We start from the raw sequence: 22,597 nt of genomic DNA, 5'->3' as shown, positions 1-22,597 counted from the left end.
GCGTGTGGCGCGGCGGGAGCGCGCGGGTCTAGGGTTCCCGCAGGACCACCGACGCGAGGAGCAACGATGCCCGCCACGCCCCTGCCGCCGAGCGGCGACCTGCCCACCGGTCCGAAGACGTGCGACGCCAGCGGGATGGCCGAGATCCACCGCATGTTCAAGCGCGGGTTCGGCGAGGGGCCTGACCTCGTGAGACGCGTGAGCGAGGGCGACACCGCACATGCCGCCGCGGTCGCGACGCAGCTCGAGACGCTCTCGCTGGGCCTGCACGCTCACCACGAAGGCGAGGACGAACGCCTGTGGCCAGCTCTCGACGAACGGGCGCCGTCGTGCGCCGCGCACGTCGAGCGCATGAAGGCCCAGCACGCCGAGCTGCTCGTGCACCTGACGGCGCTCGATCGCGCGCTGCCCGCGTGGCGGGGTTCCGCGACGGCGACGGATGCCGAGCCCGTGCTCTCCGCTCTCGCCGGCGTGAACGCGGCGATCGCGGTGCATCTGCCCGACGAGGAGACGAACATAGTGCCGGTGATGGAGTACACCATCACCGAGCCCGAGATCGAGTGGTTCTCGGAGCACGGTCGCCGTTCGATCCCGAAGGGCCAGACCTGGCAGCAGCTGGGCGAGATCCTGGCCGCGCAGCCGGATGGCGGCGACGAGTGGCTGCACAAGCGCATGCCCCTTCCCGGTCGCGTGGCGTGGCGCGTGATCGGTCGTCGCGCCTACGCCAAGCACCGCGCCGCCCTCGAAGGTCGCTGACCGCCGTTACACCAGGCCGTGCTCGAAGGCGAAGACCACGAGCTGCACGCGGTCGCGCAAACCCAGCTTGGTGAGGATGCGGCTGATGTGCGTCTTCACCGTCGCCTCCGAGAGGTACTCGCGGGCCGCGATCTCGGCGTTCGAGAGCCCGCGCGCGGCGAGCGCGAAGATCTCGCGCTCGCGCTCGGTGAGCTCGGCGTAGGCGGGCGGGACCGGTCGGGGCGCAGCATCCGTGAATCTCTCGAACAGCTCTCGAGTGGCGGATGCTGCGATCACGGCCGACCCCGCATGCACGGTGCGGATCGCCGCGAGGAGGAACTCGGGGTCGGCGTCCTTGAGGAGGAAGCCGCTCGCACCCTGGCGGATCGCGCGCGCGGCAGCCTCGTCGAGGTCGAACGTCGTGAGCATCACGATGCGCGGCGGTTCTGGATCGGTGAGCAGCTCGGCGGTGGCAGCGAGGCCGTCCATGACGGGCATGCGGATGTCCATGAGCACGACGTCGGGGCGCGATCCACGCACCGCGACAAGAGCTTCGCGGCCGTCGGAGGCCTCGGCCACGACCTCTAGGTCGGGCTGCGAGTCGACCAGCATGCGGATGCCGGCGCGGAACAGCGACTGGTCGTCGACGAGCGCGACGCGGATCATGCCGGTCCTCCGAGGGGGATGATGGCGCGCACCGTGAACGCGCCCGCTTCGTCTGCCGCATCGAGCCGGCCACCGGCGAGCTGCGCGCGCTCGCGCATGCCGATGATGCCGTGGCCCGACCGGCCCGGCTGCGATCCCGGTGCGACGGGGTTGCGGACGTCGAGCTCGACGCGGTCGGGGAGCCACGAGAGCCGCACGTCGACCGGCCCGCCCGGTGCGCCGTGCCGGAGCGCGTTGGTGAGGGCCTCCTGCAGGATGCGGTAGACGGCGAGCTGCACTGCCGCGGGCGGCTCGCCCGGGGGAGCGGGATCGACGTCGACCCGCAGCTGCACCCCGGCGGTGCGCACCTGCGCGTACAGCTCCTCGAGATCGGCGATCGTGGGCTGCGGCCCGTCGCCCTGCCGGTGCCGCAGCTGCCCGAGCAGCAGCCGCACGTCCGCGAGGGCCGAGCGGGCGGTGGTCGAGATCGTCGCGAGGGCATCGGTCGCGATCGCGGGATCGGACAGTGTCCTTCCGTCGCCTTCACCGGTTTGCGCAGCCGTGAGTGTATATCGCGCGCCGTCGGCCTGGGCGATCACGACCGCGAGCGAGTGCGCCACGACGTCGTGCATGTCGCGGGCGATGCGCACGCGCTCCTGCTCGGCGGCGGTCTCGGCCTCCGCCCGCTGCTGCGCCTCGCGGTTCTCCCTCGCTCGCACGGCGGTGCGCACGAGGGCGCCGATCGTCCACGAGAGCCCGAGGGCGAACGCGGCGGCCACGAGCAGCACGAGCGCCAGCGGCAGCGTCTGCCACGACAGGCCGCCGCCCGCGAACACCGGACCCGCGAACAGGTACACCGTGATCACCAGCGCACCCACGAGCGCCGAGGCGAAACCGGCCCAATAGACCCAGCGCGACCCGTAGGCGGCGGTCGTGTACAGCACGCCGAAGATCGCGACGTCCGAGAAGCTCGGCGGTCGCCCGAGCCCCATCTGCACGAGCGCGCCGACCCACGCGGTGCCGAGGGCGAGCATCGGCGACAGGCGGCGCAGCGCGAGCGCGCCACTGAACAGCCCCGCGATGAGCAGGCCGAACAGCGCATGCCCGACGGAACCGAAGCCGTACTCGAGGCCGTACGCGCCACTGGTCAGAACCGTCTCGACCGGCCACGCGATCCCGAAGAAGACCGCCGCCACGATGAGGTCGACCACGAGCTGGGACGTCTTCAGGCGGCGGAACACCGTCTCACGCTACGCGAGGGCATCGGGCCGCAGCATCCGTCCCGCGCTGTATCTGCTCCAGGCGGGGTCCGTCGAGCGATGTACGGCAACGGATGCTGCGGCATCCGTCCCCCTCGATTCATAAGGTCTGCCCAGCCGACCATTGCGCCGCACGGGGCGAGGCTTTACTGTCGCGTCACAGGCCGAAACCGACGGGAAATGTCGGATGGCCAGGATCGGGAAGCGGGGCTGCTCCATCGATCGGACCCCGCCCGACCCGCCCGAGGGACGGACGAACACGGCACCGGCCGGTTCATGAACGGAGAGACGATGACGACGGTACGCGCGGCGATTTCGCAGACCACCTGGACGGGCGACAAGGAGTCGATGCTCGACAAGCACGAGGGGTTCGCGCGCGACGCCGCGGCCCAGGGTGCGCAGGTGGTGTGCTTCCAGGAGCTGTTCTACGGCCCCTACTTCGGGATCACGCAGGACAAGAAGTACTACCGCTTCGCGGAGTCGTCCGACGGACCGATCGTGCAGCGCTTCGCCGCGCTCGCGAAGGAGCTCGGGATCGTCACGGTGCTGCCGATCTACGAAGAGGCCGAGACCGGTGTGTACTACAACACCGCGGTGCTCGTCGACGCCGACGGCACGATCCTCGGCAAGTACCGCAAGCACCACCTGCCTCACCTCGACCGGTTCTGGGAGAAGTTCTACTTCCGCCCGGGCAACCTCGGCTACCCCGTGTTCGACAGCGCGGTCGGGCGGATCGGCATGTACATCTGCTACGACCGCCACTTCCCCGAGGGCTGGCGCGAGCTGGGCCTGGGCGATGCGCACATCGTGTTCAACCCGAACGCCACGAAGCCCGGGCTCTCGAACCGGCTGTGGGAGGTGGAAGGGCCGGCCGCCGCCGTCGCGAACGGCTACTTCGTGCTGCAGCCCAACCGCGTGGGTCGTGAGGACAACGAGTACGGCGACCTCGCCGTCGACTTCTACGGCACGAGTCAGGTGATCGACCCGCGCGGCAACTTCGTCGGCGAGCGCGGCTCGGGCGAGCACGAGGAGCTGCTGGTGCGCGACCTCGACCTCGAGATGGTGCGCGAGATGCGCGACGACTGGCAGTTCTACCGCGACCGCCGGCCCGACTCCTACACGAAGATCGCGAAGCCGTAAGGGGGGCGGGGCATGGCGACCACACTCATCAAGGGCGGCACCGTCGTCTCGGCGACAGGACGCGGCGACGCGGACGTGCTGATCGACGGCGAGACGATCGCGGCCGTGCTCGCGCCCGGCTCGCAGCTTCTCGGGACGGATGTCGCGGCATCCGTCGACACGGTCATCGACGCCACCGGCAAGTACGTGATCCCGGGCGGCATCGACGCGCACACCCACATGGAGCTGCCGTTCGGCGGCACCAACGCGTCCGACACGTTCGAGACCGGCACGCGGGCCGCCGCATGGGGAGGCACGACGTCGATCATCGACTTCGCCGTGCAGCGCTACGGTGAGCGCGTGCAGGACGGCCTGGCCGCATGGCACGAGAAGGCCGCGGGCAACTGCGCGATCGACTACGGGTTCCACCAGATCGTCGGCGGCGTCGACGACGAGTCCCTCGCCGCGATGCGAGGGCTCGTCGACGAGGGCGTGTCGAGCTTCAAGCTCTTCATGGCCTACCCCGGCGTCTTCTACTCCGACGACGCGCAGGTGCTCAAAGCCATGCAGGTCTCACAGGAGACCGGGCTGCTGACGATGATGCACGCCGAGAACGGCCCGGCGATCGATGTGCTGGCCGCCCAGTTGGCCGAGGCCGGCAAGAAGGCGCCGTACTACCACGGCATCGCCCGGGCGTGGCAGATGGAGGAGGAGGCCACGCACCGCGCGATCATGCTGGCGAACCTGACCGGCGCGCCACTGTACGTCGTGCACGTGTCGGCGAAGCAGGCGGTCGACCAGCTCGCCTGGGCCCGCGACCAGGGCTGGAACGTGTTCGGCGAGACGTGCCCGCAGTACCTGTACCTGTCGCTCGAGGAGCAGCTCGGCGCGTTCAGCGAGGAGTGGGGCCAGTTCGAGGGCGCCAAGTGGGTGTGCTCGACGCCGCTGCGCAGCAGCAAGGAGGGCCACCAGCACCACATGTGGCAGGCCCTGCGAACGAACGACATCCAGATGGTCTCGACCGACCACTGCCCGTTCTGCATGAAGGGCCAGAAGGAGCTCGGGCTCGACGACTTCCGCGCGATCCCGAACGGCATCGGCTCGGTCGAGCACCGCATGGACCTCATGTACCAGGGCGTCGTGACGGGCAAGATCACGCTGGAGCGGTGGGTCGAGCTCACGTCGACGACGCCGGCGCGCATGTTCGGGCTGTACGGCCGCAAGGGCGTCATCCAGCCCGGTGCCGACGGCGATGTCGTGGTCTACGACCCGAACGGCCACACGTCGATCGGGTACGGCGAAGGTCGCACCCATCACATGAACATGGACCACTCCGCGTGGGAGGGCTACGAGATCGACGGGCACGTCGACACCGTCATCTCGCGCGGCAAGATCGTCGTCGACGGCGGCGAGTACCTCGGCGCCAAGGGCGACGGCCGGTTCCTCAAGCGCGGCCTGTCGCAGTACCTGATCTGAGGAGCAGCCCATGGACTTCGGTGTCGTCCTTCAGACCAATCCGCCCGCCTCACGCACGGTGCAGCTCGCGAGGCTCGCCGAGGCGCACGGCTTCAGCCACGTGTGGACCTTCGACTCGCATCTGCTGTGGCAGGAGCCGTACGTCATCCACTCCGCGATCCTCGCCGAGACCAAGCGCGTCACGGTGGGGCCGTTCGTGACCAACCCCGCGACGAGGGACTGGACGGTCACGGCATCCGTCTTCGCCACCCTCAACGAGATGTACGGCAACCGCACGATCTGCGGTATCGGCCGCGGCGACTCGGCGGTGCGTGTGACGAACGGTCGTCCCACGACGATGGCCGAGCTGCGCGAGTCGATCCACGTGATCCGCGAGCTCGCCAACTCGCGGCCGGTCGACTACAAGGGCGCGACGCTGCAGTTCCCGTGGAGTCAGGGATCCGAGCTCGACGTGTGGGTCGCCGCCTACGGGCCGATGGCGCTCAAGCTCACCGGGGAGGTCGGCGACGGCTTCATCCTGCAGCTCGCGGACGTCGACATCGCCGCCTGGATGATCAAGACGGTGAAGGATGCCGCGGCCGCCGCCGGCCGCGATCCCGAGTCGCTCGCCTTCTGCGTGGCGGCGCCGATGTACATCGGCGACGACTGGGAGCACATGCGGGATCAGTGCCGCTGGTTCGGCGGGATGGTCGGCAACCACGTCGCCGACATCGTGGCGAAGTACGGCCACCACGGCGAAGGCGTGCCCGAGGCACTCACCGACTACATCGAGCGCCGCCAGGGCTACGACTACAACACGCACGGCAAGGCCGACAACGACCACGTCGACTTCGTCCCCGACGACATCGTGGATCGCTTCTGCATCCTCGGAACGGCCGACGAGCACATCGCCAAGCTCGAGCAGCTGCGCGAACTCGGTGTGACGCAGTTCGCGGGCTACCTCCAGCACGACAACAAGGAGGAGACCCTCCGCGTCTACGGCGAGACGGTCATCCCCGCGCTCTCGGCCCACGTGACGGCGAAGAAGTGACGGCAGCCGCATGAGGCCCATCGGCTGGTCGGCCCGGCGACAGGGCCTGCCGCGAAGCTGGCCTACCGGCCAACAGCGGGGGTGGATCGCGGCGGGATGGGGCGCGCTGGGCGTGCTCGCCGTGCTCGTGCTGTGGGAGCTGTACAAGTTCCTGGGCCCCAGCGAGGGCTTCATCGTCGGCGCGGTGCCGGGAGAGTCCGGCTCGGGTGTCATGCTCCTCCCCCGCACGCACGACCGCGCGATGCCGCACGTCTGGGACATGGCCGCGCGCCTGTTCGCGCCGACGAGCGGCGGCGACACCCCGCCGCTGTGGGTCTCGGTGGCCGGTGCGGCGCTGGTGACGCTGGGCATCGCCGCCGTCGGGTGGCTGATCGGCGTCGCGGTGGGCGCGGTGCTGGGCCTCGTGATGCAGCGCTGGCGCCTGCTCGAGTGGGGCCTCCTGCCCTGGATCGTGGTGAGCCAGATCGTTCCCCTCATCGCGTTCGCCCCGGTCGTCAACGCGATCGGCAATCAGATCGACCGCGGCGGCGGCACCTGGCCGCAGTGGCTGTCGGTCGCCGTCATCGCGTCGTACCTCGCGTTCTTCCCGGTCGCCGTCGGTGTGCTGCGCGGGCTCGCGTCGCCCGACCGCATCCACCTCGACCTCATGAACAGCTACGCCGCCGGCTACTGGGCGACGCTGTTCCGCCTCCGCCTTCCCGCCGCGGTCCCCCACCTCCTCCCCGCACTCCGGCTCGCCGCCGCGAACGCGGTGCTCGGCGCCGTCGTCGCCGAGGTGTCGATCGGCATGCGCGGCGGCATCGGCCGCATGCTCATCCAGCTCGCGGGTCAGGCCTCGTCGGACCCCGCGGCGCCGTGGGGTCCCACCTTCGGCTCGATCGCACTGGGCCTCATCGCCGCCGGCTCCGTCGCCCTCATCGGCCTCGGACTCGCCAACTACCGCAGAGGAGAAGCGTCCGCATGACGGAGCTCGCAGTCCATGCCGCCGGCGTCGGGAAGGTCTTCCCCACCAAGACCGGCGAGGTCGTCGCGCTGACCGACGTCGAGCTCGACGTCGCGGCCGGGGAGTTCGTGTCGCTCATCGGCCCGTCCGGCTGCGGCAAGTCGACCCTGCTGCGCCTCATCGCAGACCTCGACCAGGCGACGAGCGGAACCCTCGAGATCTTCGGCAAGCCGGCCAAGCGCGCACGCATCGACCAGGATTACGGCATCGCCTTCCAGCAGGCGGGGCTCCTCCCCTGGCGCACGGTCGGCGCGAACATCGGGCTGCCGCTCGAGCTCCACGGCACCGGCAAGGCGGAGCGGGCGGCCCGCGTCGCGGAGCTCGCCGAACTCGTCGGCCTCTCGGACTTCGTCGATCGCTACCCCGACCAGCTCTCCGGCGGCATGCAGCAGCGCGTCGCGATCGCGCGGGCGCTCGCCGCGCGGCCGAAGCTCCTCCTCATGGACGAGCCGTTCGGCGCGCTCGACGAGATGACGCGCGAGCGCCTGCAGGCCGAGCTGACCCGCATCGCGGCCGAGACGTCCGCCGCCGTCGTGTTCGTCACGCACTCGATCCCCGAGGCGGTCTTCCTCTCCGACCGCGTCGTCGTGATGAGCCCGCGGCCCGGCCGCATCACCGACGTCATCGAGACGGGCCTCGGCGAGGTGCGCGACGAGGCCCTGCGCGAGTCCCCCGAGTTCTTCGACCGCGTCACCGCGGTCCGGGAAGCGCTGCACGGCACCCCCGTCACGAGGGCGAGCGAATCATGACGGATGCTGCGACCACGATGCTGCCCGCGCCGCCGACGCCGTCGGGCAAAGCGCCGCGCCCGATGCCGAGCGAACGCGCGCTGCCCGGCTGGCTGAAGTGGGTCGCGCCGATCGTCGTCGGCGTCATCATCCTCGCGGTGTGGACGTTCTGGGTCGACGTCCTCGGAACGGCCCCGCGCATGCTGCCGAGCCCCCTCGCGATCGCGGAGGAGTTCGTGCGGCGGTTCCCGATCATCCTCGACGACATGAAGATCACGGCCACCAATGCGCTCATCGGTCTCGTCGTCGGCTCGCTCCTCGCCCTCCTCTTCGCCGGCCTCGCCGCCGCCGCGAAACCTGTCGACGGCATGCTCGCGCCGCTGGTGTCTGCGCTGGCCGTCATCCCGATCGTCGCGGTCACGCCGATCCTCAACACGATGTTCGGCGCATCGAGCCAGTTCGGGCGCCAGGCGGTCGCCACGATCGCCGCGTTCATCCCCGTGTTCGTCAACGTGCTGCGCGGGCTCCGGCAGACCCGCCCCGTGCATCGCGACCTGCTGCGCGCGTCGGCGGCGTCCGGGTGGCAGACCTTCCGGGTGCTCACCCTTCCGACGGCTCTGCCGTACCTCATGACAGGCCTGCGGATAGCGAGCTCGCTGGCGGTCATCGCCGCGCTCGTCGCCGAGTACTTCGGCGGCCCCGCCGACGGCATCGGCACCGCGATCGCGACGTATGCGAAATCGGGCCGCGCCGCACTGGCCTGGGCATACGTGCTCGGCGGCATCATCATCGGCCTCGTGTTCTTCCTCGTGACCTCGCTCCTGGAGCGCCTGGCGACGAGGCGGTCGTCGGCGTAGCCGACGTGCAGTACCCGATGCACCACACGAAAGGAACGCAATGAGACACAGCATCAGACGCGGCTTGGCCGCGGCATCCGTCCTCACCGTGGCAGCACTCGCGCTCGCCGCGTGTTCCGGTTCCGGGGACTCCGGCGACGACGGGGGCGGGGGCGAAGACTTCGAGCCGCTCACGTCGATCAAGCTGCAGCTGCAGTGGCTGCCGCAGGCGCAGTTCGCGGGCTACTACGTCGCCCAGGAGCAGGGCTACTTCGAGGAGGAGGGCTTCGACGAGGTCGAGATCGTCCCCTCGGGCGGCGACATCGTGCCGCAGGACGCGCTCGTCGCCGGCGACGTCGACTTCGCCATCGCGTGGGTTCCCAAGGTGCTCGGCACCCTCGAGGCCACCGGGGTCGAGCTCACCGACATCGCGCAGGTGTTCCAGAAGTCCGGAACGCTGCAGGTGTCGTGGGCCGGCGACGGCATCACCGAGGTCGCGGACTTCGAGGGCAAGCGCATCGGCTCGTGGGGCTTCGGCAACGAGTGGGAGATCTTCGCCGCCATGGCCGCGGACGACCTCGACTCGACCACCGTGTCGATCACGACGCAGGACTTCTCGATGAACGCGCTCCTCGACAGGGACGTGGACGCCGCCCAGGCGATGACCTACAACGAGTGGGCGCAGATCCTCGAGGTCGTGAATCCCGACACCGGTGAGCTCTACCAACCCGAGGACTTCGACGTCATCTCGTACGAGGACACCGAGGGCGCGATGCTGCAGGACGCGATCTGGGCAGACACCGCCCGCCTCGCGGACGACGCCGCGTACGCCGACGCGGCGGTGCGGTTCCTCAAGGCCGTCACGAAGGGCTGGATCTTCGCGCGGGACAACCCCGAGGAAGCCGCGTCGATCGTCTACGACATCGCCTCCAACGCCGAGGCCGCGTTCCCCGTCGGCCCGGTTCACCAGCAGTGGCAGATGAACGAGGTGAACAAGCTCATCTGGACCGGCGCCGACTTCGGCCTCGTCGACAAGGCCGCGTGGGACAAGACCGTCGCGGGCGCCCTGTCGGCCAAGAACCAGGACGACCTCGAGCTCATCACGACCGATCCGCCGGCTTCGGCGTACTCCAACGAGTACATCGAGAAGGCGCTGGCCGAGCTGAAGGAGGAGGGCGTCGAGGTCGCCGGCGAGTACACGCCGATCGACGTCACCCTCACCGAGGGCGGCCAGTAGGCACCACCACCGACTGGGGCGTCACGCGAGGCGTGGCGCCCCAGCACCTCGACGAGGAGGATGAAGCGATGACCGAAGACCTCGACGCCCTCGCGAAGCAGCTCGACAGCGCGTACGTGTTCCACTCGTGGTCCGCGCAGGCGGGCCTGGACCTCCCCGTGATCGCCGGCGGCTCGGGCACCGTCGTGTGGGACCACGCAGGCAACCGCATGCTCGACTTCTCGAGCCAGCTGGTCAACGTCAACATCGGGCATCAGCATCCTGCCGTCGTCGCCGCCATCCGCGAGCAGGCCGAGCGTCTCGCGACGATCGGCCCCGCCACGGCGAATCTCCACCGCGGGCAGGCGGCGCAGAAGATCCTCGACAAGGCGCCCGACGGATTCGCCAAGGTGTTCTTCACCAACGGCGGCGCCGACGCGATCGAGAACGCGATCCGCATGGCCCGTCTTCATACGGGCAGAGACACGGTGCTGTCGACCTACCGCTCGTACCACGGCAACACCGGGGCGGCGATCGTGGCGACGGGTGACTGGCGACGGATGCCGAACCAGTACGCCCGCGGACACGTGCACTTCTTCGGTCCCTTCCTCTATCGCACCGAGTTCTGGGCGACGACCCCCGAGGAGGAGTCGGAGCGCGCACTGCAGCACCTGGAGCGCGTCATCCAGTCCGAGGGTCCCGCGACGATCGCGGCGCTGCTGCTCGAGTCGGTGCCCGGCACCGCCGGCATCATGCTGCCGCCGCCGGGCTACCTCGCGGGCGTGCGGGCTCTGGCCGACAAGTACGGGATCGTGCTGATCCTCGACGAGGTCATGGCCGGGTTCGGCCGCACCGGTCGCTGGTTCGCGTTCCAGGGGTACGACGTCGTGCCCGACCTCATCACGTTCGCGAAAGGCGTGAACTCCGGGTACGTGCCGGTGGGCGGCGTGATCATCTCGCCCGAGATCTCGGCGACATTCGACGACCGCGTCTTCCCCGGCGGACTCACCTATTCCGGTCACCCGCTGGCCGCGGCATCCATCATCGCCTCGATCGATGCGATGGAGTCGGAGGGCATCGTCGACAACGCGCGGCGTGTGGGTGAGGATGCAATCGGCCCCGGGCTCGCCGCGCTGGCCGAGAAGCACCCGCTCATCGGCGAGGTGCGGGGCGAGGGCGTGTTCTGGGCTCTCGACCTCGTCGCGGACCGCGAGACCCGCGCGCCGGTCGGCGCCGACGTGATCGGGCGACTCAAGAAGGAGCTCACCTCGCGGGGCCTTCTCCCGTTCGCCGCGGAGAACCGCATCCACGTCGTGCCGCCCTGCGTGGTCACCGACGGGGAGGTGCAGGAGGCGATGTCGATCTACGATGAAGCTCTGACGAAGGTCGAAGGCGACCTCGCGTGACACGTGCACGCCCTCTCACGAGGAGGGCTTCCGAAGGAGGAACACGATGACTGACACCCTGCCGCGCACCGAGACGGCGGTTCTCGACCACTGGATCAACGGCGCACCCTGGGCCGGGGCATCCGAGCGCACCGGCCAGGTGTTCAACCCCGCGCTGGGGACGGTCCAGAAGGAGGTGCGGTTCGCGTCGCGCGAAGACGTCGGAGAGGCGGTGGATGCCGCGTCCGCGGCGTGGCTGCAATGGCGCGACGCATCGATCGCCAAGCGCCAGGGCGTGCTCTTCGCCTTCCGCGAGCTGCTCAACGCCCGCAAGGAGGAGCTCGCCGAGATCCTCACCGCCGAACACGGGAAGGTGCTCTCCGACGCGCGCGGCGAGATCGCCCGCGGCATGGAGGTCGTCGAGTTCGCGTGCGGCCTCGGGCACCTGACCAAGGGCGCGTACTCCGAGAACGTCTCGACCGGCATCGACGTGTACACGCTGCGCCAGCCGCTCGGCGTCGTGGGCATCATCAGCCCGTTCAACTTCCCGGCGATGGTGCCGCTGTGGTTCTTCTCGATCGCGCTGGCCGCCGGCAACGCCGTGGTCTTGAAGCCCTCCGAGAAGGACCCGACCGCCGCGAACTGGCTCGCGGGCCTGCTCACCGAGGCGGGGCTCCCCGACGGCGTCTTCAACGTCGTGCACGGCGACAAGGAGGCGGTCGACGCGCTCCTCGAGCACCCCGAGGTGCGGGCGATCTCGTTCGTCGGCTCGACCCCGATCGCCAAGTACGTCTACGAGACCGCGACCTCGCACGGCAAGCGCGTGCAGGCGCTCGGCGGCGCGAAGAACCACATGCTGGTGCTTCCGGATGCCGACCTCGACCTGGCGGCCGACGCCGCCGTCAACGCCGGCTTCGGCTCGGCCGGCGAGCGCTGCATGGCGATCTCGGTCGTGCTCGCGGTCGACACCGTCGCCGACGCGTTCGTCGCGAAGGTCGCCGAGCGCATGGCCGGCCTCAAGGTCGGCGACGGCACGCGCGGTTGCGACATGGGCCCGCTCATCACCGGCCAGCACCGCGACAAGGTGACGTCGTACCTCGATGTCGCCGGCGCCGACGGCGCCTCGGTCGTGGTCGACGGACGCGACGTCGAGATCGACGGCGACGAGAACGGCTTCTGGCTCGGACCGACCCTGATCGACAACGTGCCCACCTCGTCGACCGTCTACACCGACGAGATCTTCGGACCGGTGCTGTCGGTCGTGCGCGTCGAGGGCTACGAGGAGGGCCTCGACATCATCAACTCGAGCCGCTACGGCAACGGCACCGCGATCTTCACGAACGACGGAGGTGCCGCCCGACGGTTCCAGCGGGAGGCGACCGTGGGCATGATCGGCATCAACGTGCCGATCCCGGTGCCGGTGGCGTACCACTCGTTCGGCGGCTGGAAGGCGTCGCTCTTCGGCGACGCCAAGGCCTACGGCCCGCACGGCTTCGAGTTCTTCACGGCCGAGAAGGCGATCACCTCGCGCTGGCTCGACCCGTCGCACGGCGGGATCAACCTGGGCTTCCCCCAGCACGACTGAGTGTCGCGCGAACGCGGAGTCGCGCACACGCACATCAGCGCCCAGGGGCACACCGCGATCAGCGCGCACCGGTCGGCGCGAACACCGTCAGAGCGCGCGGCACCGCGACGCACCGGAGGGTGAAGCCGCCGGCATCACGCTGGTCGAGTTCGCCGTCGTGGACGAAGACGGACGGATGCCCCGGCTCGGGGCGCACCCGCAGCTCGAGCTCTGGAACCACGAGACGCTCGACGTCGGCGTCGCGCGGGAACAGGCGCACCGCACGCAGCACAGCCGCCGACCGCTTGCCGAACGCCAGGGACGCGAAGGCGCGGACCTTGGATCCGCGCGCGTGGTGGATGCGCACATCCAGCACGCCGGCGTCGGCCTCCTGCCGCTGCATGGTCGCGACGCGGTCGGGGTCGTTGCGGCCGACGCTCACGAAAACCGACCAGACCCGGGCTCGCCTGCCGTCGCGGACGATCGTGAGCGGCTCGGCTCGCCGCAGCGCTACCGCAGTGGCCACCGCACCGCCGAGCCACTTACCCAGGCTGCTGCGTCGCTCGCGCTCTTCGATGAGTTCCGGATAGGCGCCGACAGACACCACGTTGAGCACCGTCATCGGGTCGTCGGCGTCCGCGGTCGTCTCGGCCACCCCCACCTCGATGCTCGACCCCGCCTCGTACGCATCGATCGCAGCATCCACGCTGTCGATGCCGAGGGCACGGACGAAGTGGTTGAACGTCCCGCCCGGCATCGCCAGCATCGGGCGACCGTACAGCCGCGCGAGGTGCGCCATCCGCGACACCGAGCCGTCTCCGCCGTACACGCCGAGCACGCCGGGCGCAGCATCCGATCCCATCGCTTCTGCGACGACCTCTGCGAGGTCCTCTCCCTCGGCGAGTTCGTGTACGGCGGCGTCCGGCAGACGCGCGGCGAACGTCGCCGCCGGATCGGACCGGATCACGGCCGCGCCGGACCGTGCGTTGCGCACGATGAGCACCCCGCTGCTGTCCATGGCCCGAGGTTACCGATGCCCGTCGGCGACAGCCGAGGGCTTGCGCCCACGCCCGCGGTCTGCCGGTGCCGCGAACCAGGGGTTTCTCGCCGAAACCTGGGGTGACGTCCCTTGTCTCGGCGCGGATCCCTTTGTTCGCCGCCGCGAACGCGTCAGGCGGGCAAGACCGGGCGGTTCTCGTAGAACGTCTGCAGCACGACCGTCGTGCGGGTGTTGACCGACGCGGCGGCACGGATGTCGCGGATCAGCGATTCGAGATGACGCGGCGTCGCGACCCGCACGAGCAGGATGTAGCTGGCGTCGCCGGCGATCGAGTGGCACGCCTCGATCTCGGAGAGATGCTCGAGGAGCTCTGGCGCGTTGTCGGGCTGCGCGGGATCGAGCGGAGTGATCTCGACGAAAGCCGCGAGCGGCTTGCCGACCGCCTCGGCGTCGACGAGGGCGCGGTAGCCGGTGATGACGCCGCGGTTCTCGAGTCGGCGCAGTCGCGCCTGCACGGCCGACACCGACAGCCCGACCGCTGCCGAGAGGTCGGCGAGGGTGGCGCGGGCGTCCTGCGACACCTCGCGCACGATCGCGGCATCCATCGCGTCTTCCAGTTCGGGCATGGCTCGACTCTATGCGTTCGGCAGGAAATTTTCCTGTCGAATCTCGCCACGAAGGGAACTTCTCTAGAATGGAGCGCGAAACCGCACTCGAAGATCGGAGGTTCACCATGTCCAGCAGCACCCTTCACACGTCGAAGGCGATCGTCGGCGAACCCGAGGTCGTCGAGGACTCCCGCGTGGCCGAGACCAGTGACGCCTGGCTGCGCCTCAAGGCCGCCGCGACCGCCATCCAGAGCCTCCAGGTGCAGGACGGATCGATTCCGGATGCTGCCGCCCACGACGAGGCCCGCGCTCTGGTCGCCGAGATCATCGCCGGTATCCGCGCGCTCGCGCCCGCATTCCCCCACGACGCCGACTACCTCTCCGCGTCCGTGCGCGACTTCGAGCGCTGGGCGGACCAGGGATTCGGAATCCCGGACTTCCTGGACTCGCTCCAGGCCTTCCAGCCCCAGCAGCAGCGGGCTGACGGCATCCGTCATCTCGTCGTCTTTCCGATGTACACGCAGAACGGCTCGCGCGACCGCCACGTCGAGGCGGTGCTCGTCGAGGTGATCTGGCCGGAGTTCATCGCGCAGCTCGAGGCCGGCGACTACGGCAACAAGCTGTTCGTGTCGCTGCGATTCCTCGACTTCACGCCCGGGTACGACACGAACTCCGCGGTGCTGTTCCCCGAGACCGTCGCGATGCGCGAGATCCCGACGTTCACATGGGGCGCGATCTTCCAGGACCGCGAGGCCGCTCGCTACCGCCGCGTCGTCCGCGCCGCATCCGAGATCACGAAGCTCGACCTGCCCGAGGCCGCCGCGCGCATGCTCGACGACCAGGAGCTCACCGAGAAGACGTTCGTGATGTGGGACATCATCCACGACCGCACCCACATGCGCGGCGACCTGCCGTTCGACCCGTTCATGATCAAACAGCGCATGCCGTACTTCCTGTACTCGCTGGAAGAGCTGCGCTGCGACCTCACGGCGTTCCGCGAGTGCGTCGCGATCGAGAAGCGCCTCGCCGCGCAGGAGTCGCTCACCCCCGCCGAGACCGAGATGCTCGAGCACGCGAAGCTCGTGCAGTACGCGGTGATCTTCGACCGCATCTTCCGGTTCTCGATCACCGGCACGCGCGTGCGCAACTACGACGGGCTCGGCGGCCAGCTGCTGTTCGCCTGGCTGCACCAGCGCGACGTGCTGCACTGGACCGACACCGCGCTCGCCTTCGACTGGGACGACGTGCCCACCGCCGTCATCGCGCTCGGCGAGGCGATCGACGAGCTGTACTGGCGCTCCATCGACCGGCCCAAGACCGCCCACTGGCTCGCGGCCTACGACCTGGTGCGCAGGACGCTGACGCCGAACCCCGCCTCGCAATGGGCGCGGGGCCTTCCCGACGAGATCCTCGCCGGCGCCCCGAAGGGCTACACCGACGCGATCCTGGACGACGAGTTCCCGCTGTCGATGTTCTTCGAGGCGCTCGACAAGAAGATGAAGCCCGTCATCGAATCGACCGCCGGGATCACCGGCCGCGATTCCTGACGCCGGAGCGTGAGTTCTCGGCGAGGCCTCGCCTCTCGCCGAGAACGCACGCTCGCGACGTGGAAGGCTGGAGACATGAGCGTCTCAGGCAGACTCGTGATCATCGCCGGCGCGACTAGCGCTTCGGGTCTCGCGGCCGCGCGTGTGCTGCGCGATGCGGGAGCGCGCGTGGTCGCTGTCGGCCGCAACGCCGGCAAGCTGCGCGACCTGGCCGGTTCTCTGGAAGCGGATGCTGCGTCCCTGGCCGCCGGCACGGCTGGAAGCGTGCGCACCGAGGTGTGCGACTTGGGTGACGAGGCGGCAGTCGCCTCGCTGGCGGAGCGCATCCGCGAGACCGACGGGCCCGTCGACGGCGTGCTCCACCTGGTGGGCGGCTGGCGCGGCGGAGGAGGCCTGGCGGGCCAGACCGACGCGGACTTCCGCTTCCTCGAGGGGTCCCTCACGGCTCTCCGCCACGTCAGCCGAGCGTTCGACGCCGACCTGAGGGCATCCGAGGCCGGGCGTCTCGCAGTGGTGTCGTCGACCGCGGTGGCGCGCCCGCTCGCCGGCGGCGCGAACTACGCTGCTGTGAAAGCCGCGACCGAGGCGTGGACGCGCGCCGTCGCGCAGGGCTTCGCGAAGGACGCGCGCGATTCCGGGACGCGGCTGGCCGCAGCATCCGTGATCTTCCGCGTGAAGAGCCTCGACGGACTCGAGGAGGCGCTCGCGCAGCGGTTCGCCGATCTGTGGCTCGCCGACGCGACCGAGATCAACGACACCATCGTCGAACTCACCGACCCCTCGCTGTGACCGGGCTCGCACCCGGCACGCGATACGAGATTGGACACCCGTGACCACGATCCACGACCCGAACCTGCGCGGCTTCGCCAGCGACAACTACTCCGGTATCCACCCCGAGGTGCTCGCGGCGATCGCCGCCGCGAACGACGGCCACCAGGTCGCCTACGGCGACGACGTCTACACCGAACGACTGCAGGGCGTGATGGCCCGCCACTTCGGCGAGGGCGTCGAGGCGTACCCGGTGTTCAACGGCACGGGTGCGAACGTGGTCGGGCTGCAGTCGATGCTCCCCCGCTGGGGCGCCGTGGTCTCGGCCCGCACCGCGCACATCAACGTCGACGAGGGCGGTGCGCCCGAGCGCGTGGCGGGCATCAAGCTGCTGACCGTGCCGACGGACGACGGCAAGCTCACTCCAGAGCTCATCGACCGCGAGGCGTGGGGCTGGGGCGACGAGCACCGCGCGCAGCCGCTGGTCGTGTCGATCACGCAGTCGACCGAGCTCGGCACGCTGTACACGGTCGATGAGATCCGCACGATCGCCGACCACGCCCACAGCCTCGGCATGCACGTCCACATGGACGGTTCGCGCATCTCGAACGCGGCGGCATCGCTCGACGTGCCGTTCCGCGCGTTCACGCGCGACGCGGGCGTCGACGTGCTGAGCTTCGGCGGCACGAAGAACGGCGCGATGCTCGGCGAGGCCGTCGTGGTGCTCAACCCCGAGGCGTCGACGGGCCTGAAGTTCCTCCGCAAGCTCGACATGCAGCTCGCGTCGAAGATGCGCTTCGTGTCGGCGCAGCTGCTCGCCCTGCTCGAGGGCGACCTGTGGCACCGAAACGCCTCGCACTCCAACGCGATGGCCCAGCGCCTGCGCGCCGGCATCGAGGCCGGCCTTGCCGGCGGCTCGATCCAGGGCGTTGCGTTCACGCAGCCGACCCAGGCGAACGGCGTCTTCGCGACCCTGCCCGACGGCGTCGCCGACCGCCTCCGCGAGCACTTCCGCTTCTACGACTGGGATGCCGCGAAGAACGAGGTCCGCTGGATGTGCTCGTTCGACACGAGCGAGAACGACATCGACGCCTTCCTCGGCGCCATCGCCCGCGAGACCTCGGCGGCCTGACCCCGCGTCTGAATCCTGGCGAAACTCGGAGTCGAAACGCCCCGGACCAAACGGAGAGTCCGGGGCGTTTCGACTTCGGGCGCAGGAGCGCCCCTCGCTCAACGAGCGGGGGAAGGGTCAGCCTTCGTGGTGCTCTTCGTGCTGCTCAGCCTCGGACTGCTCGCCGGCTTCGGCCCCTTCAACCTCGGCCTCAGCGACCTCGGCCTCGCCGTCCACCGGGGCCGCAGCATCCGTCTCCGTCACCGCAGTGTCTTCGCCCTCGACGGCGGACTCGGCTGCGGCGAGCAGACCCTCGGGCCGGATGAGTTCCTTGACCTCGGCCATGAAGCTCATGAGCTGGTGCTGCTGCCAGCGCAGCTGGCGGGTGCGGTCCTCGGCGTCGCGCAGCACGGACTGCGAGTGCGTCGTCACGAGGTCGATGATGCGCTCGGCCTTCACGTGGGCACGGTCGAGGTGTTCGCGGGCGCGCAGCTGCGCGTCGGCCTCGATCTGCTGCGACTGGGCGCGCATGAGACGTTCGAAGTCCTCGGCCTTCACCGAGACGCGCTGCGCGTGCTCGAGGGAGGCCGCTACCTGCTCGTTCGCGTCCTGCGTGATGCGCTCGGCGTGGGCGACCGCCTGGTTGTGGAGCACGAGGAACTCCTGGTGCGCGTCGTCCTGGCGGCGGGTGAGGGATGCCTCGAACTCGAGGGCGCGCAGGCGCAGCTCGCGCACCGTCTCCTCGGCCTCGGACCGGTCGCGAGCGGTCTCGCGGGCGACCGTCGAACGCAGCACTGCCGCGCCCTTCTCGGCCTCGGACCGGATCGCGGCGGCTTCGCGCTCGGCCTGCGACACCTTCTCGGCCGCGTGGGCGGCCTCCCTCTCGAGGCGCGCCTCGTGCGCGGTCAGCTCGGTGTCGATCTTCAGCTGGATCTGCTGCGCGTCATGCTGGGCCTGCGAGACGATGGCGTCCGCCTCGGCCAGCGCCGACGCGCGGCGGTTCGCGATCTCTTCGCGCGCAGCCTCGAGCAGGCGGTCCCCCTGGATCGTCGCGTTGCGGATGAGCAGGCTCGCCTGGTCTTCGGCGACGCGCAGCACCTCTTCGAACTGCTGGCGGTTGGGCGACTCCGTGGTCGCGCCGACGAGCTCGTCGCTCAAGGACTGCACGCGCTGCTCGGCGTCGGCGATCTTCGCGTTCGCGAGCTCGAGCTCGCCCTGCAGCCGCTGGACGGCGTCGCCTTCTTCGTCTCGAGCCGCGGATGCCTCGGCCGCGACACGCTCGAGTTCGGACTGCCTCGTCTGCTCGGCGGCGGCGAGGGCGGCTTCGAGCCTCTCGATCTCCTCCTGGCGAGCAACCAGCGTGGCGTCGATCTCGGCCTGGCGCTCCGCGATCGCCGCGTCGATCTCGGCCTGACGGCGCTCAGCGGCGGCCTGGAGCTCGGCCTCGAGGCGCTCGGCCTTGGCGCGGCTCTGCGCGACGGCCGCACCGGCGCGACGCTGGTGCTGCTTGAGCTGCGCGACCTCGTCGGTGGCGGCGCGCATGCGCGCGTCGAGCCCGGCGATGGCGGCGTCGACCTCTTCCTTGTCGTACCCGCGGAAGGTCGTGGTGAAGCCCGACCCGAAGGCGGTCGTCGCCGTGTCACCGATGAGGTTGTCGAACGGGGTCGGGTCGTCCTGACCCGTGCTTCCGGCGCTCTGCGCGTGGTCGGACATCGGTATCTCCGCTTTCTGTGGCGAGGGTGGTGCTGCGTCGGCGAGTGCTCGCGGCGGAGGCGTGCGATACCGCTCCCGCCGCGCCGGCGAACGGGTCGCCGCGCGCGCGGGCAGCAGTGGCCGCACCGTCCTCGACGACACCGGGGGGTGTGTCGCGGGTGACTGCGCTTCGGGGGTAGGTGAACCCTACATCGCGCCGCTCTGTGCGCGAAACGTCACTCGCCTGCAAGCCAGCCGCGGTACGCGTCGAACGACGACGGCCGCCCGAGGAAGGCCTCGACCAGGTCTCGCGCATCGCGGGATCCGCCCCGTTCCAGCACCTCGGTGCGGTACCGACGCGCGGCCTCGGGGTCCATCAGTCCAGCCCCGAAACCGCTCAGCAGGTCCCGCGCGATCACGAGGCTCCACTGGTATGTGTAGTAGCAGGCGCCGTAACCCGTGAGGTGGCCGAATCCCGCATAGGAATGCAGGCCGCCGAGCGGTTGGACGGGACTGGATGCCGCGTACAGCCGCTCCGTCTCGGCCTGCAGGTCGGCGGGCCGGTCGACGTGCAGGTGATACGACACGTTCGCGTGACCGAGCTGGCGGCGCACCTCGAGCGCACGGCCGAAGGCGTCGGCGGTGCGCATGCGCTCGACGAGGTCGGCCGGGATCGGCTCGCCGTCGGCATTCGCGCTGAACGAGGCGAGGACATCGGCATCCCACGCCCACTCCTCGAGGAGCTGGCTCGGCGCCTCGACGAAATCCCACTCCGTCGCGACCCCGCTGAACCGGGCGAAGCGCTGGCGCCCGCCGAGGATGTCGTGCACGAGGTGCCCGAACTCGTGGAAGAACGTCACGACCTCGTCGTGCTCGAGGAGTCCGCGCGAGAAGTTGCAGAGGAGCGCGGCCTCGGGGAGCACGCGGCCGGCGACGCCCGGCGCCAGCGGGAAGCACGCGGCGTGGCTGAACTTGCCCTCGCGCGGGTGCAGATCGAGGTGGATGCGCCCGAGGCGATCGGCGCCTCGCACCACGTCGAACGACTGCACCTCGTCGTGCCACGCAGGAACGTCGACGGGCACGTACTCGACGTCGAGCAGGCGGCCCGTGACGTCCAGCACGCCGGCGACGACCCGCTCGAAGGGGAAGTACGAGCGCACGAGCTGCGCGTCGACGTCGTATTGCTCCCGCTTGATCGCACCCAGCAGGTACCAGAAATCGGCGATCGACACGACGTCGGCGTCGGGGAGGTCGCGGCGCAGGCGTTCGAGCAGGATCGGGTACTCGGCATCCGTTGCCGGCCGTGATGCGTCGTCGAGTCGCGACAGGAATGCCGGGATCTCGGCGCCCGCGCCGATCATGCGGGTCTCGGTCTCGTAGTCGGCCCAGTCCGGGTAGCCGAGGAGGCGGGCGCGCTCGGCGCGCACCTCGAGCAGCTCGGCGAGGATCGCGTCGTTCTCGGGCCACGCGAGGTCGTTGTACGCGCTCACGAGGGCGACGCGGGTCGCCCGGTCGTGCGCGTAGTCGCGGATGGGCATGAGGTCGGGGTAGTCGGTCGACAGTGTCACCCGGCCCTGGTCGTCGGCAGGGTGGGCGTCGAGGAAGTCCTGCGGCATGCCGGCGAGACCCTCGACCGGAACCGTGATCTCGCGCCGACCGTCGCGGATGTTGCGCGAGAACGCGAGCGACAGCTCGGTGTCTCGGTCGGCCAGCTGCTTCGCCCGCTCGCGGTCCGCCTGGTCGAGTTCGACGCCGCCGCGACGGAAGTCGCGCAGCAGATGGGCGAGCAGACGCGCCTGGTCGTCGTCGAGACCATCGGTCGCAGCATCCGCGAAGGCGCTCCACAGATCCCGGTCCAAGAGGCGCGCCGCCGACAGCGACTCGATCGCCTGCACCTGCGACTCCGCGGTCTCGCGCACCTCGGCGTCGGGGTGCGCCTCGCTCGCGACGTAGGCCTCGCTGAGCGCCTCGGCGAGCGCGATGTCGGCGTCGTTCCAGAGCTCGAGGCGCTCCGCGGTGGTCAGCGCGGCCTCGGAGGTCAGGCGCGCGTCGATCTCGTGCACGCGGGCGATGCGCTCGGCGGGGCGCTCGGTCACGAAGGCCGCCCAGCCGGCGGCGTCGGAGGGGAACGGCAGGGGTGCGAGAGTCACCCTGCGAGCCTATGCGCGCCCGGCGACACGGCGCGAGGGTGAGATTCCGGTGGGCGCCGGCCGGTCAGCGCAGCGCGCCGACGCTCGCGAGCGCCATGCGCACGAGGGTTCCGCGTCCGCCCTCCATCTCGGCGGAGAGAGCATCGGATGCCGCTTCCTCCGGTGTCAGCCAGGTCACCTCGAGCGCGTCCTGGCGCGGCTCGCACGTGCCGGTGACGGGGACGACGAACGCGAGAGAGACGGCGTGCTGACGGTCGTCGTGGTAGGCGCTGACGCCCGGGAGCGGGAAGTACTCGGCGACCGTGAACGGCGTCGGCTGCGGCGGGAGCATCGGGAAGGCCATCGGCCCCAGGTCGTTCTCCAGGTGGCGGAACAGCGCGTCGCGGACGGTCTCGCCGTAGCGCACACGGCCCGAGACGATCGTGCGCGAGATCTCGCCGATCGGGGTGGCTCGCAGCAGGATGCCCACCTGGGTGACCTGGCCCATCCCGTCGGTGCGCACCGGTACGCCCTCGACGTAGAGCATCGGCAGGCGGCGGCGGGCCTCTTCGAGCTCGATGTCGCTCAGCCACGCGGGGTTCGAGACGTTGCCGGCCGGCGGGCCGAACGGCTCGTCGCCCGCAGGTTCGGGGTCGGGAGTGCGCACGGACATGCCTCTTGTATACCCCGCGGGACCCACCCACGACGAGGACCGCTCCCGTTCGGGCCTCGGCCGTGTCGGCGCC

The 22,597-nt window shown here is 70.2% G+C and carries 20 protein-coding genes; 13 read left to right on the top strand and 7 right to left on the bottom strand.

The genetic code is table 11. The features are described from left to right. Window positions 1–66 precede the first annotated feature (66 nt). A complete protein-coding gene (locus tag ACVN90_RS02735) occupies window positions 67–756 on the top strand; it encodes a hemerythrin domain-containing protein (protein WP_475100669.1) in 690 nt (229 codons plus the stop codon). A gap of 6 nt (window positions 757–762) precedes the next feature. On the opposite strand, the gene ACVN90_RS02730 is transcribed toward ACVN90_RS02735, so the two are convergent. Together ACVN90_RS02730 and ACVN90_RS02725 are read right to left on the bottom strand one after the other, a co-directional pair. Further along, window positions 763–1,401: a response regulator gene (locus tag ACVN90_RS02730; RefSeq protein WP_475100668.1), complete on the bottom strand. Its 639-nt coding sequence runs from the start codon at window positions 1,399–1,401 to the stop codon at window positions 763–765. Then, window positions 1,398–2,621 (bottom strand): sensor histidine kinase, encoded by a 1,224-nt coding sequence (locus ACVN90_RS02725; protein ID WP_475100667.1) that lies wholly within the window; start codon window positions 2,619–2,621, stop codon window positions 1,398–1,400. The genes ACVN90_RS02730 and ACVN90_RS02725 overlap by 4 nt, the downstream gene beginning before the upstream one ends. A gap of 309 nt (window positions 2,622–2,930) precedes the next feature. On the opposite strand from ACVN90_RS02725, the gene ACVN90_RS02720 reads away from it, so the two are divergent. From ACVN90_RS02720 to ACVN90_RS02680, 9 genes are all read left to right on the top strand, one after another. Continuing rightward, window positions 2,931–3,779 carry a nitrilase-related carbon-nitrogen hydrolase gene (locus ACVN90_RS02720; RefSeq protein ID WP_475100666.1) on the top strand — a complete coding sequence of 283 codons (849 nt, stop codon included), beginning with the start codon at window positions 2,931–2,933 and terminating at the stop codon, window positions 3,777–3,779. Between the two features lie 12 nt (window positions 3,780–3,791). Next, window positions 3,792–5,234 (top strand): dihydropyrimidinase, encoded by a 1,443-nt coding sequence (gene hydA, locus ACVN90_RS02715; protein WP_475100665.1) that lies wholly within the window; start codon window positions 3,792–3,794, stop codon window positions 5,232–5,234. A 10-nt stretch (window positions 5,235–5,244) separates the two neighbouring features. After that, a complete protein-coding gene (locus ACVN90_RS02710; RefSeq protein WP_475100664.1) occupies window positions 5,245–6,264 on the top strand; it encodes a TIGR03842 family LLM class F420-dependent oxidoreductase in 1,020 nt (339 codons plus the stop codon). A 10-nt stretch (window positions 6,265–6,274) separates the two neighbouring features. After that, on the top strand, window positions 6,275–7,228 hold the full coding sequence (locus ACVN90_RS02705; RefSeq protein WP_475100663.1) for an ABC transporter permease: 954 nt from the start codon (window positions 6,275–6,277) through the stop codon (window positions 7,226–7,228). Continuing rightward, window positions 7,225–8,016, top strand: a complete 792-nt coding sequence (locus ACVN90_RS02700; RefSeq protein WP_475100662.1) for an ABC transporter ATP-binding protein — start codon at window positions 7,225–7,227, stop codon at window positions 8,014–8,016. Before ACVN90_RS02705 ends, ACVN90_RS02700 begins: the two co-directional genes overlap by 4 nt. Continuing rightward, complete coding sequence (locus tag ACVN90_RS02695; protein WP_475100661.1) at window positions 8,013–8,852, top strand: ABC transporter permease; 840 nt, start codon at window positions 8,013–8,015, stop codon at window positions 8,850–8,852. The genes ACVN90_RS02700 and ACVN90_RS02695 overlap by 4 nt, the downstream gene beginning before the upstream one ends. A gap of 40 nt (window positions 8,853–8,892) precedes the next feature. Beyond that, window positions 8,893–10,068, top strand: coding sequence for an ABC transporter substrate-binding protein (locus ACVN90_RS02690; RefSeq protein ID WP_475100660.1), 1,176 nt, complete (start codon window positions 8,893–8,895; stop codon window positions 10,066–10,068). A gap of 68 nt (window positions 10,069–10,136) precedes the next feature. Beyond that, the gene (locus tag ACVN90_RS02685) at window positions 10,137–11,453 is read left to right on the top strand and encodes an aminotransferase class III-fold pyridoxal phosphate-dependent enzyme (protein WP_475100659.1); all 1,317 of its coding nucleotides are present in this window, start codon (window positions 10,137–10,139) and stop codon (window positions 11,451–11,453) included. A 46-nt stretch (window positions 11,454–11,499) separates the two neighbouring features. Next, entirely contained in the window at window positions 11,500–13,017 is a 1,518-nt protein-coding gene (locus tag ACVN90_RS02680; protein ID WP_475100658.1) for a CoA-acylating methylmalonate-semialdehyde dehydrogenase, read from the top strand. Window positions 13,018–13,075: 58 nt separating this feature from the next. On the opposite strand, the gene ACVN90_RS02675 is transcribed toward ACVN90_RS02680, so the two are convergent. Then, window positions 13,076–14,014 carry a diacylglycerol/lipid kinase family protein gene (locus tag ACVN90_RS02675; protein WP_475100657.1) on the bottom strand — a complete coding sequence of 313 codons (939 nt, stop codon included), beginning with the start codon at window positions 14,012–14,014 and terminating at the stop codon, window positions 13,076–13,078. A 152-nt stretch (window positions 14,015–14,166) separates the two neighbouring features. Further along, complete coding sequence (locus ACVN90_RS02670; RefSeq protein ID WP_475100656.1) at window positions 14,167–14,622, bottom strand: Lrp/AsnC family transcriptional regulator; 456 nt, start codon at window positions 14,620–14,622, stop codon at window positions 14,167–14,169. A gap of 107 nt (window positions 14,623–14,729) precedes the next feature. On the opposite strand from ACVN90_RS02670, the gene ACVN90_RS02665 reads away from it, so the two are divergent. From ACVN90_RS02665 to ACVN90_RS02655, 3 genes are all read left to right on the top strand, one after another. After that, a complete protein-coding gene (locus tag ACVN90_RS02665; RefSeq protein ID WP_475100655.1) occupies window positions 14,730–16,151 on the top strand; it encodes a DUF6421 family protein in 1,422 nt (473 codons plus the stop codon). Window positions 16,152–16,226: 75 nt separating this feature from the next. Continuing rightward, window positions 16,227–16,940, top strand: coding sequence for an SDR family NAD(P)-dependent oxidoreductase (locus ACVN90_RS02660; protein WP_475100654.1), 714 nt, complete (start codon window positions 16,227–16,229; stop codon window positions 16,938–16,940). A gap of 40 nt (window positions 16,941–16,980) precedes the next feature. Next, window positions 16,981–18,051: a threonine aldolase family protein gene (locus tag ACVN90_RS02655; protein WP_475100653.1), complete on the top strand. Its 1,071-nt coding sequence runs from the start codon at window positions 16,981–16,983 to the stop codon at window positions 18,049–18,051. Between the two features lie 117 nt (window positions 18,052–18,168). On the opposite strand, the gene ACVN90_RS02650 is transcribed toward ACVN90_RS02655, so the two are convergent. The 3 genes from ACVN90_RS02650 to ACVN90_RS02640 all read right to left on the bottom strand — a co-directional run bounded on the left by ACVN90_RS02650 (window position 18,169) and on the right by ACVN90_RS02640 (window position 22,524). Then, window positions 18,169–19,743: a coiled-coil domain-containing protein gene (locus ACVN90_RS02650; RefSeq protein WP_475100652.1), complete on the bottom strand. Its 1,575-nt coding sequence runs from the start codon at window positions 19,741–19,743 to the stop codon at window positions 18,169–18,171. Window positions 19,744–19,958: 215 nt separating this feature from the next. Continuing rightward, window positions 19,959–21,872 carry a M3 family metallopeptidase gene (locus tag ACVN90_RS02645; RefSeq protein WP_475100651.1) on the bottom strand — a complete coding sequence of 638 codons (1,914 nt, stop codon included), beginning with the start codon at window positions 21,870–21,872 and terminating at the stop codon, window positions 19,959–19,961. A 64-nt stretch (window positions 21,873–21,936) separates the two neighbouring features. Then, window positions 21,937–22,524 carry an NUDIX hydrolase family protein gene (locus ACVN90_RS02640; protein WP_056372309.1) on the bottom strand — a complete coding sequence of 196 codons (588 nt, stop codon included), beginning with the start codon at window positions 22,522–22,524 and terminating at the stop codon, window positions 21,937–21,939. Between the last annotated feature and the right edge of the window lie 73 nt (window positions 22,525–22,597).

Source organism: Microbacterium sp. F01 (genome assembly GCF_056156365.1).
Note: the sequence above shows the minus strand (reverse complement) of the source record. Positions and strands in the feature narration are given on the sequence as shown.

Excerpts from the sequence above, each read along its gene's own strand:
- ACVN90_RS02735 (WP_475100669.1), top strand. The coding sequence starts at position 67 with ATGCCCGCCACGCCCCTGCCGCCGAGCGGCGACCTGCCCACCGGTCCG.
- ACVN90_RS02730 (WP_475100668.1), bottom strand. The coding sequence starts at position 1,401 with ATGATCCGCGTCGCGCTCGTCGACGACCAGTCGCTGTTCCGCGCCGGC.
- ACVN90_RS02720 (WP_475100666.1), top strand. The coding sequence starts at position 2,931 with ATGACGACGGTACGCGCGGCGATTTCGCAGACCACCTGGACGGGCGAC.
- hydA (WP_475100665.1), top strand. The coding sequence starts at position 3,792 with ATGGCGACCACACTCATCAAGGGCGGCACCGTCGTCTCGGCGACAGGA.
- ACVN90_RS02710 (WP_475100664.1), top strand. The coding sequence starts at position 5,245 with ATGGACTTCGGTGTCGTCCTTCAGACCAATCCGCCCGCCTCACGCACG.
- ACVN90_RS02705 (WP_475100663.1), top strand. The coding sequence starts at position 6,275 with ATGAGGCCCATCGGCTGGTCGGCCCGGCGACAGGGCCTGCCGCGAAGC.
- ACVN90_RS02700 (WP_475100662.1), top strand. The coding sequence starts at position 7,225 with ATGACGGAGCTCGCAGTCCATGCCGCCGGCGTCGGGAAGGTCTTCCCC.
- ACVN90_RS02695 (WP_475100661.1), top strand. The coding sequence starts at position 8,013 with ATGACGGATGCTGCGACCACGATGCTGCCCGCGCCGCCGACGCCGTCG.
- ACVN90_RS02690 (WP_475100660.1), top strand. The coding sequence starts at position 8,893 with ATGAGACACAGCATCAGACGCGGCTTGGCCGCGGCATCCGTCCTCACC.
- ACVN90_RS02685 (WP_475100659.1), top strand. The coding sequence starts at position 10,137 with ATGACCGAAGACCTCGACGCCCTCGCGAAGCAGCTCGACAGCGCGTAC.
- ACVN90_RS02680 (WP_475100658.1), top strand. The coding sequence starts at position 11,500 with ATGACTGACACCCTGCCGCGCACCGAGACGGCGGTTCTCGACCACTGG.
- ACVN90_RS02675 (WP_475100657.1), bottom strand. The coding sequence starts at position 14,014 with ATGGACAGCAGCGGGGTGCTCATCGTGCGCAACGCACGGTCCGGCGCG.
- ACVN90_RS02670 (WP_475100656.1), bottom strand. The coding sequence starts at position 14,622 with ATGCCCGAACTGGAAGACGCGATGGATGCCGCGATCGTGCGCGAGGTG.
- ACVN90_RS02665 (WP_475100655.1), top strand. The coding sequence starts at position 14,730 with ATGTCCAGCAGCACCCTTCACACGTCGAAGGCGATCGTCGGCGAACCC.
- ACVN90_RS02660 (WP_475100654.1), top strand. The coding sequence starts at position 16,227 with ATGAGCGTCTCAGGCAGACTCGTGATCATCGCCGGCGCGACTAGCGCT.
- ACVN90_RS02650 (WP_475100652.1), bottom strand. The coding sequence starts at position 19,743 with ATGTCCGACCACGCGCAGAGCGCCGGAAGCACGGGTCAGGACGACCCG.
- ACVN90_RS02640 (WP_056372309.1), bottom strand. The coding sequence starts at position 22,524 with ATGTCCGTGCGCACTCCCGACCCCGAACCTGCGGGCGACGAGCCGTTC.